This window comes from Elizabethkingia bruuniana (assembly GCF_002024805.1).
Lineage (GTDB): Bacteria > Bacteroidota > Bacteroidia > Flavobacteriales > Weeksellaceae > Elizabethkingia > Elizabethkingia bruuniana.
In genome coordinates this window covers 4232283-4244512 of the sequence record NZ_CP014337.1, presented here as the reverse complement: position 1 = coordinate 4244512, position 12230 = coordinate 4232283, and the positions used below count along the sequence as shown (strand labels likewise).

Annotated in this window: 11 protein-coding genes; 3 read left to right on the top strand and 8 right to left on the bottom strand. The window is 36.8% G+C overall.

The features are described from left to right. Nucleotides 1-8 precede the first annotated feature (8 nt). From AYC65_RS19790 to AYC65_RS19780, 3 genes are read right to left on the bottom strand one after another with little or no spacing between them, the layout of a single operon-like run. Nucleotides 9-599 (bottom strand): LutC/YkgG family protein, encoded by a 591-nt coding sequence (locus tag AYC65_RS19790; protein ID WP_034868990.1) that lies wholly within the window; start codon nucleotides 597-599, stop codon nucleotides 9-11. Further along, complete coding sequence (locus AYC65_RS19785; RefSeq protein ID WP_034868991.1) at nucleotides 589-1959, bottom strand: lactate utilization protein B; 1371 nt, start codon at nucleotides 1957-1959, stop codon at nucleotides 589-591. The genes AYC65_RS19790 and AYC65_RS19785 overlap by 11 nt, the downstream gene beginning before the upstream one ends. Before the next feature lie 11 nt (nucleotides 1960-1970). After that, nucleotides 1971-2708 carry a (Fe-S)-binding protein gene (locus AYC65_RS19780; protein ID WP_034868993.1) on the bottom strand — a complete coding sequence of 246 codons (738 nt, stop codon included), beginning with the start codon at nucleotides 2706-2708 and terminating at the stop codon, nucleotides 1971-1973. Between the two features lie 155 nt (nucleotides 2709-2863). On the opposite strand from AYC65_RS19780, the gene AYC65_RS19775 reads away from it, so the two are divergent. Genes AYC65_RS19775 through AYC65_RS19765 form a run of 3 tightly spaced genes read left to right on the top strand, consistent with a single transcriptional unit; the run spans nucleotide 2864 to nucleotide 5428 of the window. Next, nucleotides 2864-3730 (top strand): AraC family transcriptional regulator, encoded by an 867-nt coding sequence (locus AYC65_RS19775; RefSeq protein WP_034868994.1) that lies wholly within the window; start codon nucleotides 2864-2866, stop codon nucleotides 3728-3730. A 36-nt stretch (nucleotides 3731-3766) separates the two neighbouring features. Continuing rightward, on the top strand, nucleotides 3767-4921 hold the full coding sequence (locus tag AYC65_RS19770) for a hypothetical protein (protein ID WP_311316667.1): 1155 nt from the start codon (nucleotides 3767-3769) through the stop codon (nucleotides 4919-4921). 15 nt (nucleotides 4922-4936) lie between these two features. After that, a complete protein-coding gene (locus AYC65_RS19765; RefSeq protein WP_034868995.1) occupies nucleotides 4937-5428 on the top strand; it encodes a hypothetical protein in 492 nt (163 codons plus the stop codon). 231 nt (nucleotides 5429-5659) lie between these two features. Here the strand turns inward: AYC65_RS19765 and metF are convergent, their stop codons facing one another. From metF to AYC65_RS19740, 5 genes are all read right to left on the bottom strand, one after another. Then, entirely contained in the window at nucleotides 5660-6619 is a 960-nt protein-coding gene (gene metF / locus AYC65_RS19760) for a methylenetetrahydrofolate reductase [NAD(P)H] (RefSeq protein ID WP_034868997.1), read from the bottom strand. A gap of 68 nt (nucleotides 6620-6687) precedes the next feature. Beyond that, nucleotides 6688-7170, bottom strand: coding sequence for a hypothetical protein (locus AYC65_RS19755; protein ID WP_034868999.1), 483 nt, complete (start codon nucleotides 7168-7170; stop codon nucleotides 6688-6690). 60 nt (nucleotides 7171-7230) lie between these two features. After that, on the bottom strand, nucleotides 7231-9888 hold the full coding sequence (gene metH / locus AYC65_RS19750; RefSeq protein WP_052114655.1) for a methionine synthase: 2658 nt from the start codon (nucleotides 9886-9888) through the stop codon (nucleotides 7231-7233). Nucleotides 9889-9964: 76 nt separating this feature from the next. After that, entirely contained in the window at nucleotides 9965-11071 is a 1107-nt protein-coding gene (locus tag AYC65_RS19745) for a fatty acid desaturase family protein (RefSeq protein WP_034869000.1), read from the bottom strand. A gap of 115 nt (nucleotides 11072-11186) precedes the next feature. Then, the gene (locus tag AYC65_RS19740) at nucleotides 11187-12230 is read right to left on the bottom strand and encodes a homocysteine S-methyltransferase family protein (protein WP_034869002.1); all 1044 of its coding nucleotides are present in this window, start codon (nucleotides 12228-12230) and stop codon (nucleotides 11187-11189) included.

Sequence of the window (12230 nt, the reverse complement as noted above, 5' to 3'; positions counted from 1 at the left end):
TTTCATGGTTATTGGTTATTCATTATAAATATGTGGTGGCTGCGTGCACCATGTGCACCAATCACCAGTGATTGTTCTATATCCGCCGTTTTAGACGGTCCTGAAATAAAAGATGAAAATCCACCTTCTATCTCTATTATTTTATATGCATCATGCATCAGAGCTACTATTTTATCGGCCGCTAATATCACAAATAAATGCTGAGTGATAAAAGGTAATGCCCTATATTTCATTTGCTTTTCTGTAATCCATACTGCAGCATTCTCCGCTACTCCTATGCTCCCTTCAATAAGAGCAACTTCTACATTTTCCAGTTCATGCGAATCTGTTATTTCATCGCTGTCACTGTACAAATTTTCTTTTAATGCATTGATATTAGAGATTATTCTTTTATCAGATGCTATATTCTCTTTGAGGTATGTTAAAACCTCTTCTGTATTCTCTACAAATGTAACCTGCGAACCATTATTCCGAGCTGTTTGCACAAAAGACTCCAGAAGGTTTCCGGTTCCCGGTATAAATGATAAGTCTTCAGGCAGTTCATTTCCTGCAGGCTTTACTTTTGCAATTCTGGATAAAATTTCTTCTCTACTTCCCATTCTCAACATTCTTTTTATACCATTCTTTAAAGCTTTCCTCTGGCATTTCAGGCATCTCACGATGCTTATACCAAGGGTTTATACCACTTTTAAGAAGGAATGGTGTGTAGCGATATCCAAATTTCACTTTCTTTCTAAGCTTCTCATACTTTTTTGCATTGGAAAGTGACCTTGCCATCAGCTTCATAGAGAAGTTTTTCACCGGCTCTCCCAATCCTGAGGCAATAACCTCTTGTCTTAGTTCATACAGCTGATTATGTAAATCAATCTGTACCGGACATACATTAGTACATGAACCACATAATGTAGATGCAAAAGGCAGATCCTTGTACTCTTCAATATTTCGTGCCGGGCTTAGTACTGAGCCTATCGGCCCTGCAACTGCTGTATGATAGCTATGTCCGCCACTCCGTCTGTATACAGGACATGTATTAAAACAGGCACCGCAACGTATACACTTCAGTGAATTTCGGAATTTCTCTCTGCCTAACTGCTCAGATCTGCCGTTATCCACAATTACCAGATGCATTTCCTGTCCTTCTCTGGGCTTTCTGAAATGGCTGGAATAGGTAGTAATAGGCTGTCCCGTGGCACTTCTTGTAAGAAGACGAAGAAAAACGCCCAGATGTTCACGCTTTGGGATTATTTTTTCCAATCCCATACAGGCAATATGTACGTTTGCCAAATGCGCACCCATATCTGCATTTCCTTCATTGGTACATACCACAAACTCTCCGGTTTCTGCAACAGCAAAGTTAACTCCCGTTAAAGCTGCCTGGCTTTGCAAAAACTTCTTCCTAAGATCCTGGCGCGCTATTTCTGTTAGCTGCTGCGGATCGGAAAGGCCTTTTGGGGTATTTAGATACTCATGGAAAATCTCACCAATTTCTTCTTTCTTCTTATGAATGCATGGCAATACAATATGACTTGGCGGTTCTTTAGCCAACTGAACAATACGCTCTCCCAAATCGGTATCTGTTACTTCTATTCCGTTTTTCTCCAGATAATCGTTCAGGTGACATTCTTCCGTAAGCATAGACTTACTTTTCACCATCTTTTTTACCTGATGTTTCTCCAGAACAGAAAGTACAATAGCATTATGTTCTGCTGCATCTTTAGCCCAGTGTACTTTTATGCCGTTTTCTAAAGCATTCTTCTCGAACTCTATTAAATAGGTATCGAGATTGGAAAGCACATTCAGTTTTATTTTAGATGCAGTTTCTCTTAGCTTTTCCCAATCCGGAATAGGCTTGCTCTGTCGGTCACGCTTCTCGCGGACAAACCACAACGTCTTGTTATGCCAGTCTACACGGTCTTCATCCCGGTTAAATTGTTCTGCTAAAGTGGCGTGATTCTTCATTAATTTACTTATTAAGTATTCAAAATCTCCGCTATGTGCATCACTTTCACAGTGCTTTTCTCTCTTTTCAGAATTCCTTCCAGGTGCATAAGGCAAGACATATCACAAGCTGCAATATATTCTGCACCGTGTTTTATATGATCGTCTACTCTGTCTTTACCCATTTTGGATGATACGGCCTCTTCAGCAACACAAAATGTTCCGCCAAAACCACAGCACTCATCCTGTTTATCTAATTCTATAAGCTCTATTCCTTTCACCTGATTTAATAATTGTTCAGGTTTTGAAAAATAAGGAGCTGTTAATTCGCTCATACCGGAAAGCTTTAAACCTCTTTGTCCATGACAACTTTGGTGAAAACCTACTTTATGAGGAAAAGAAACTTCAAGATTTTCAACTTTCAATATATCTGTCAAAAATTCTGTCAGCTCATAAATATTCTCACGAATACGTATTGCTGTATCTTCATTCTCCTTTCCTTCGCCCTTCAGATGTTCTTTAATATGTAAAACACAACTTCCTGAAGGAGCGACAATAGCATCATAATCTTTGAATTGCTGAATAAAATTCCTGTCAGTATCGCATGTAAGATGCTGATAACCTGAATTGGCCATTGGCTGACCACAGCAGGTCTGACCAGTCGGATAACTAACATCTACACCAAGCTTTTTTAATAAAGAATAAGTTGCTATCCCAACTTTAGGATACAATATATCTATATAACATGGCACGAATAATCCAACTTTCATAACAATTCAATAAAGAATCAAATATTTTTTTAAACTTTATTAACACAAATTAAGGTTTTATTTAGAAAATAAAATTTCAGTATTTTATCCAATTATTAAGCTATATTATCCAAAAAGGTTTAATTTTATGTTTTAGATACTGATATAACTAAATAATGAAGCCACAGTTCCTGAAAATCTCCTCGGATACACTCCATTCCTTCAATGCCCGAAAGGATATAATGCCCGATGTAAACAACAAATGGCACTACCATATGGTCTTGGAACTTATCTATTTCCGAAAAGGTTCGGGGACTCAGTATGTGGGCAATAGTATTGAGCGTTTTAAAGAAGGTGATGTTGCACTTATTGGTAAAAACCTTCCACATTATTGGCTATTTGATGCGAAATACTTTGAAAATCCTAAGAGAAATAAGGTTGAAATTTTTGTAATACATTTTGGGGAACATTTCTGGGGTGAAGATTTCTTAAAACTTCCTGAGAATCAGACATTGAAAAAGACACTGGCACTTAGTTCCAGAGGGTTTCAGATTAAAGGGGAAGCTAAAGAGAAACTTACACAACTCATTCCGGAAATTGTAGAAAGCGACGGAACTCTGAAAATCATACGTCTATTAGAGGCCTTACACAGCATTAGTGAATCTGCTGAATACGAATTTTTAACTTCAGCCAATTTTAAATATCATTTTGATGAAGATGAGAGACACCGGATTCTTGACATTTATAATTATACCTTATCTAACTATACCCAAAAAATAACATTGGAGGATGTATCTGAAATAGCGAACCTTAGTCCTAACTCATTTTGTAAATTTTTTAAATCCCGTACAGGGAAAACTTATACACAATTTGTTAATGAAATCCGAATTGGTGATGCTTGTCAGAAACTTATCGAAAACCAAATGTCTGTAAAAGAAGTTTGCTTTGCGAGTGGCTTCAATAATTTTACCAGCTTTCATGAGTGTTTCAAGAACATCACAGGAAAAAGCCCTCTAAAATATCAACAGCTTTACAGAAAATAATATTTTTCGTAACTTCTCTGGCAAAACACAAGTGTTATGCTGAAGATGACTGAGGTTACTGATAGAATAACGCGAAAAGAATTTCTTGAGTTTCCTGTAAGGCTCTATCAGCTAGATAAAAATTTTATCCGGAATATGGACAAAGATGTTGACGACATCTTCAATCCTGTGAAGAATAAGTTTTTTAGCTCCGGAGAAGCTTCCAGATGGCTATGCACTAATGAAAAACAAGAAACGATAGGTCGTGTAGCCATATTCTATACCAGTAAATATAAACAAGATCAGCCAACAGGCGGTATCGGCTTTTTTGATTGTATTAATGATCAAATAACTGCTAATTTCATTTTTGATTTTTGTAGAGAATGGTTACAACAGAAAGGTATGGAAGCTATGGACGGGCCTATTAATTTTGGTGAAAGAGATCAGTTTTGGGGATTACTGACAGAAGGTTTTACAAGACCCCTTTACAGGATGAATTACAATTTCCCTTACTATCAGAAGCTTTTTGAGGGTTATGGTTTTCAGCCATATTTCCAACAGCTATGTTTTTCCCGAAAAACTACAAGTGAAGTTGACTCCAGCTTTATAAATGCACATACATGTCTTAGTCAAAATCCGGATATTCATGCAGAAAGAATGCAGATAAAACATCTTGATCGTTATGCCGAGGATTTTACACATATTTATAATGCTGCATGGGCAAACCACGGTGAAGGAAAACAGCTGGATGTAAAACAGGTAAAAAAAATGTTTCATATTATAAAACCTGTAATCAATGAACATATCTCCTGGTTTGTATATGAAAAAGGAAGTCCGGTTGGCATGTGGATAAATCTTCCGGATCTGAATGAATGGTTCCGATACCTGAATGGAAAATTTGGAGTGTGGGAGAAAATAAAGTTTTTGCTCATCCGGCAATTTGTCCCGAATAAAAAAATGGTAGGGCTGGTTTTTGGTATCGTACCAGAATGGCAAAAAAGAGGTATAGATGGCTATATGATATGGGAAGGAACACAGCATCTAAGAAAATATACTCATTTTGAGGAAATAGAAATGCAGTGGATAGGGGATTTCAATCCCAAAATGATTAAAATTGCAGAAAACTTAGATACAACAATCACAAGAAAACTTACAACTTATCGCTATTTATTCGACAGAAATAAAATATTTAAGAAACATCCAACGTTATAACGAAAATATATTACAATGAACTCAATTTTTATACTTTTGATCGTCTTTATTATTGCCTTCTTAGGCTTTATCGGACTTATTTTTCTGATTGCTTTTCTGGCTTCTCAAAGCAGAAAGAAAAAACAGGAAGCTGTACTTGCGTCATTACCAGAAGGTGCCAAGCTTAAGGCTATTGTACGTTACAATAAGGGCAAGCAACAAACTAAAATATTAAAAATGAAAGCTTTTCAGGGAAGTGGCGTTCTTTATGTTCTGGATAACAAGATTATTTTTCAGGACACCCTGAATCAGAATCCATATAGCTTTGATCTAAAAACGGCAGCAGTTAACTGGGTTGGGATCAATGCAGCTAACGGGGCACTTAACTGGTTTAAAGTTTCGGACGAACAGACAGAATACTACTTTAATGTAGAAAGCGGAATGTTTATCTGGCACACATCTTCAGGAAAACCTACAACAGAACAAATTTGCAACAATCTAAAGTCTTTGCAATTAGAAGCTGTTTAGCCATTTAGTATAGAATTACAAAAGCCTTATTAAGATTTCAAACTTTGATAAGGCTTTTTAAAAGGTATAGATACCAAAAAGAGACTGTCTCAAAAGGTGTCATGTTTAGCTTGGTCGAAACATTTTCATTAACAAAACATTAATAGTCAAAGATCCTTCGACAGGCTCAGGATGACAAAGTATAATATTTTTAGTTTTTGATACAGCCTCTTTTATTTTTATAAAGTATTCTTAGAAAAATTCGCTTACAATTTTCTGGATATTATCACTTTTACCCATTGTATAGAAATGTAGTGCAGGAACACCAAAATCTAATAACTCCTTGCATTGCTGAACACACCATTCAATTCCCACCTGCTTTACAGCTTCATTATTCTTGCATTGTGACACAGCATTTACCAAATCTTCGGGAAGATCTATTTTGAATACCTGAGGAAGCAGCTGTAAATGTTTTTTTACAGCAAGAGGTTTTATACCCGGAATAATAGGAACATCTATACCAGCTTCACGGGCTAGTTTTACAAATTCAAAGTATTTCTGATTATCCAAAAACATTTGAGTTACCACATAATCTGCTCCCAACTCTACTTTCTGTTTCAACATTTTCAGATCATATTGCATAGAAGGTGCTTCCAGATGCTTTTCAGGATAACCTGCTACACCAATGCAGAAACTATTGTTAAGATCGTTACCGGAGATTTCGCCATGCAGAAACTTTCCTTTTCCAAGATCATTAATCTGTGTAACAAGATCTGAAGCATAACGGTTTCCGCCTTTAGTTGGCTCAAAATATTTTTCACCTTTCATAGCATCACCACGTAGTGCCATTATATTATCAATCCCCAGATAAAGACAGTCTACCAGCAGATATTCTGTCTCTTCTTTAGTAAAGCCACCACATAGTACATGGGGAACAGTATCTACATTATATTTATACTGAATAGAAGCACAAATCCCTAGTGTTCCTGGTCTCATTCTGGAAATTTTACGTTCCATAAGCCCATTGCCTTTTTCAAGGTAAATATATTCTTCCCGGGAGGTAGTTACATCTATAAAAGAGGGTTTAAACTCCATTAACGGGTCTATATTTTTGTACAAATCTCCAATTCCGTGACCTTTCTGAGGCGGAATAATTTCGTAGGAGAGAAGTGTTTTACCTTTTGCTTCTTTTATATGGTCTGTTACTTTCATTCTATGGGTTCAAGGTTTTAAGTTTTTTTTTAATGTTTAAATAAAGCATTGTGTTATTTTTACTTTCATCAGTTTTTGTAAATCCAGTCTGTAATCAGCATGTTTGAATTTCCACATCGTTTGTAAGAATCAAGAGCAAAACTAATCCTGAATCGATATTTTTTATTTTTCAATGCATCGAAAAAAGAATCATTTACCAAGATTTTAAAATCTGATTTTATATCTATATCATATACATATGTTTTGCCTGACTTTAAACTTTTTGATTTGTCCCGATATGTAAAACAATCGATATCTTTATTTGTATTACGTACTTTTTCGAATGATTGAGTATCATAATTAAAAGATTCTAAATCTGCTAGCCTCATATTACAAAAGTTGATTTCTTTTCTTACTATAAAGGTTTCCTTTCCTGTATTTTTAATGAATAGTTTAATTCTACCTGTTTCTTTTAAGTCATCAGCATATACATTAACCAAATATTGACATCCTTCTTGTGCATAGTTATAAAAGCTAGCTAAAAAGAGAAAAAATAAAATCAGTTTCTTCATATTTCAAACTTATTATTGAGTCAAACGAAATATTCTTTTGATTTACAAGAAAATAATTAATTATGCCAAATTAGGGCTGAGCCATTTCTTAGCAAGATCATAATCGATGCCTTTACGTTCGGTATAATCCCGAAGCTGGTCTTCTTTTATTTTACCCAGTCCAAAATATTTACTCATCGGGTGAGCAAAATAATAACCACTAACGCTTGCTGCCGGCCACATTGCCAGGCTCTCAGTAAGTTTTACACCGATATTTTCTTCAACTTTCAAAACATCCCAGATCATATTTTTTTCCAGGTGATCCGGACAGGCCGGATATCCCGGTGCGGGACGTGTTCCTTTATATTCTTCCTTGATCATCTGTTCGTTGTTCAGATTTTCATCGGAAGCATAACCCCAATATTCTTTACGTATTTTATAGTGTAAAAACTCAGCATAGGCCTCAGCAAAACGATCAGCTAGAGCTTTCACCATAATGGAATTATAATCGTCATTTTCTTCGTTATATTTTGCAGCTACTTCGTCGGCTCCAAAACCAGCGGTTACACAGAAACATCCTATATAGTCCTGAATTCCGGTTTCTTTTGGTGCTATAAAATCGGCCAAAGCTAAATATTCTTTTCCTTCAGATTTTTTAGCCTGTTGGCGCAACGTAATAAATTTGCCAATATCTTCACCTTGCTCATTTTGCAGAAAAATATCGTCTTCCACAGCATTAGCCGGGAACAATCCAAAAATAGCTTTAGCAGTTAAGCTTTTATCTTCAATCAGCTTTTTAAGAATTTTCTGAGCATCGTGAAAAAGTTCTGTTGCCTGTACCCCCACTACTTCATCTTTCAAAATATCCGGATACCTTCCGTGAAGATCCCAGCTTCTGAAAAACGGTGACCAGTCGATATAATCTAACAAGGCTTCCAATGGCTGATCTTCGATAATGGTAATTCCCGGTTTGGCGGGTTTTACAATATCTTCAGATTTAAAGTCTATTTTGTATTTATTTTTTCTTGCAAATTCCAGTGCTACATATTCTTTATGCTCACCTCTGTTTAAGAATTTCTCTCTGAAATCCTCATACTCAGTTTTCAGATCCAATGTATAAACATTAGATTTTTCTTTATTCAGCAAACTGGAAACCACATTTACTGCACGGGAAGCATCGTTTACATGTACTACAGCATTAGAATATGACGGATCAATTTTCACTGCAGTATGCGCTTTGGATGTTGTTGCACCACCGATAAGAAGTGGAAAATCCAGATTCTTACGTTCCAATTCACTGGCAACGTGAACCATTTCATCCAAACTCGGTGTAATAAGACCACTAAGACCTATAATATCTACCTTTTCGTCTATGGCTGTCTGAATAATCTTTTCAGCCGGAACCATTACACCAAGGTCTATAATCTCGTAGTTGTTACAACCTAATACTACACTTACAATATTTTTTCCGATATCGTGTACATCTCCTTTTACAGTTGCCATCAACACTTTTCCGGCGGCCGGACGGCCTGTATCTTTTTCTGCTTCAATATAGGGTTGTAAATAAGCCACCGCTCTCTTCATTACACGGGCAGATTTTACCACCTGTGGCAAGAACATTTTCCCGCTGCCGAACAAGTCTCCAACAACTCCCATTCCGGTCATCAGATTAATCTCAATAACGTCCAACGGGCGCTTAGCTTCTTGACGGGCTTCTTCGATATCTTCTTCAATAAATCGGTCTATACCTTTTACCAAGGCATGAGTAATACGATCCTGAAGAGGCTGCTCTCTCCAGGCCAGATCTTCAGTTTTTTCTTTTCTGACAGATTTTACTCTTTCGGAAAAATCCAGAAGTCTTTCTGTTGCATCATCTCTGCGATCCAACATTACATCTTCTATCAGCTCCAGTAGATCTTTTGGAATTTCATCATAAACTTCCAACATCGTAGGGTTCACAATTCCCATATTCATTCCTGCTTTAATAGCATGATAAAGGAATACTGAGTGCATTGCTTCTCTCACTGCATCGTTTCCTCTGAAAGAGAAAGATACATTGGAGACACCTCCACTTACTGATACGTAAGGAAGATTGGTTCTTACCCAACGCGTAGCTTCTATAAAATCGATAGCATTCCGTCTGTGTTCATCCATACCGGTCGCTACCGGGAATATATTAAGGTCGAAAATAATGTCTTCCGGCGGAAAGTCTATTTCATTGACAAGAATATCGTATGATCTTTTAGCAATCTCTATGCGGCGTTCATAATTATCAGCCTGTCCTACCTCATCAAATGCCATTACAATAACAGCTGCACCGTAACGCTTTATTTTCTTTGCCTGATCGATGAAATTGGCTTCACCTTCCTTCAAGCTGATTGAGTTCACCACCGGTTTTCCCTGAACAACCTGTAAGCCGGCTTCCAGAATTTCCCATTTAGAGCTGTCTACCATAATAGGAATCCTCGCAATATCCGGTTCGGAGGCAATAAGATTCAGGAACTTCACCATAGCATATTTACCATCCAGAAGACCATCGTCCATATTAACATCCAGAACCTGTGCCCCTCCTTCTACCTGATGGCGGGCAATATCTAAAGCCTCAGCATATTTTTCTTCTTTGATTAATCTCAGAAATTTTTTAGATCCGGCAACGTTCGTCCTTTCCCCTACGTTTATAAAGTTACTTTCCGGTGTAATCACCAATGGCTCAAGCCCTGATAGCTTTAGATATTTCATTCGTCTACTTTTAATTTACCGCTCTGCAGTATTTTTATCGAATGGAATGCTTTTTACAGACATTTCCCATTCTTAATTAGGAATCCAGCTCCTCGAAGACATGCTTCAGAGGAACGTTATTCGCATTATATTTTAATAATTGATAATGTTTGCTCAATGCTGTGAGTAACGGAAATCTTTTGTAAACAAAACCATTCTCGTGAGCAAAATTTTCTATTTCTTCTGTAATTTCATTATAGTATACATAGCTGTAGTTAGGAAATAAATGGTGCGCCACATGGAAATTAAAATTCCCCAATACATGACGGATAAACCAATTGTTATTGCTTAAATCATTTGTTACCTCCAACTGATGTCTCAGCCAGCTAAATGGCAGATTATTATGTTCATCCGGAACCGGAAACTCGTTATCCGGCAGCGGGTGCAACGGCAACAACACAAATAATGCAAAAATGCTGGCTACCAGTATTTCCAAAATCCAAGCGCCAAATGCCAATCCGAAAGATACTTTCAGAAATAAAACAGGAATCGCTATCTGATAAAAAAGGTAAAATAATTTGTAAAGAATCAGTTTTACTTTTTCTCTTTTAGGGGCTTCACCATGAGCTTTATAAATAACTCTTTTTTTGTCGAAAAAGTCTCTGAAATCCCTAACTAACATCCAGTTGAACAGATAAAACGGATAAGCAAAAATAAAATACTTATCCTGGTATTTCTGAATACCTTTTGCCTCTACATGCGGAAAAATTTTTATTGGTCCGCTCTGTTCTACATCAGTATCCCAACCATCTACATTAGGAAAAGCATGATGACTTACAATATGTCTTTTCTGCCATATATAGCTATTCGCACCAATAAAATCGAATAAATTCAGAATCCACTTGTTAAATTTCTTAGTTTTATAAATATTGCTATGAGCTGCTTCATGAATAAGATTCAGGTAAATTAAAACCAGAGTGAGCCCCATTGCAATATAGCATGCTATATAAAGCCATGGTTTATCCCCGTTAAAGATTGCAAGGAAATAACTGCCAAAATATACAATTGGCAGAAGAATGGCTTTAACCTGGATGTACCTATCCCGATTTTCCGGTATTTCCTCTATTCTCTGGTTCACTCGTTTTCTCAGTTCGTTGAATAAATGTATCTCATCAGTATTCTTAGGATAAGCCGGATGTTTCATATGTAATTATTTGTGATGTTCTAACAAATTTACAAAAAATGAAAACTCGGATCTACCCTCTAACTATCTATGCTACTATACTTTAAATTAATAATTATTATTTATAAAATCTACCTTAAGCTTTAACCGATGTTACTCTAGGTTTATAGTTTTTAGCCAAATCTGCAATGGCTTTAATATGCTCCGGTGTTGTTCCGCAACATCCACCGATAATGTTGATTAGCCCTTTGTCAACAAACTCTTTAATCTGTTCTGCCATATCTTCCGGCGTTTCATCATATTGCCCGAATGCATTTGGTAAACCTGCATTTGGATAAGCAGAAACTGCAAAATCCGTATTATGTGACAATACTTCCAGATAAGGTGTTAGCTGCTGAGCACCTAAAGCACAGTTGAAACCAACACTTAGTAAATTAAGATGCGAAACAGAAATAAGGAAAGCTTCGGCAGTTTGCCCTGAAAGGGTTCTTCCCGAGGCATCTGTAATTGTCCCACTTACCATAATTGGTACACGAATATTTCTTTCATCCTGAATCTCATCAATAGCAAAAAGTGCCGCTTTAGCATTCAGAGTATCGAATATAGTTTCTACCAATAAGATATCAGAACCTCCATCCAATAAAGCTTTAGCCTGTTGTTTGTAAGCCTCTTTAAGTTCGTCAAAGGTAATAGCACGATATCCTGGATCATTCACATCCGGAGAAAGACTTGCTGTTTTATTAGTAGGCCCTATAGCTCCTGCGACAAATCGAGGTTTATCCGGTGTTTTTGCGGTATACTCATCTGCAACTTTTCTGGCAATTCTTGCTGATTCATAGTTAAGCTCTGTTACCAGCTCTTCCATCCCGTAATCTGCCATTGCAATTGTAGTTCCGGAGAATGTATTGGTCTCGATGATATCTGCCCCAGCTTCAAAATATTGTCTGTGTACATCTTCAATAGCTTGTGGCTGTGTTAAAGAAAGCAAATCATTATTCCCTTTTAAAGGACTTGGCCAGTCTTTGAAGCGATCTCCTCTGAAGTCTTCTTCTTCAAATTTGTGTCGCTGTAGCATTGTCCCCATAGCACCATCCAGAATAAGGATTCGCTCGTTAATAATATCATAGAGAGTTGCCAGTCTCTGGTTATCGGTTGTTGGTATTATATCTTGGTTTTTCAT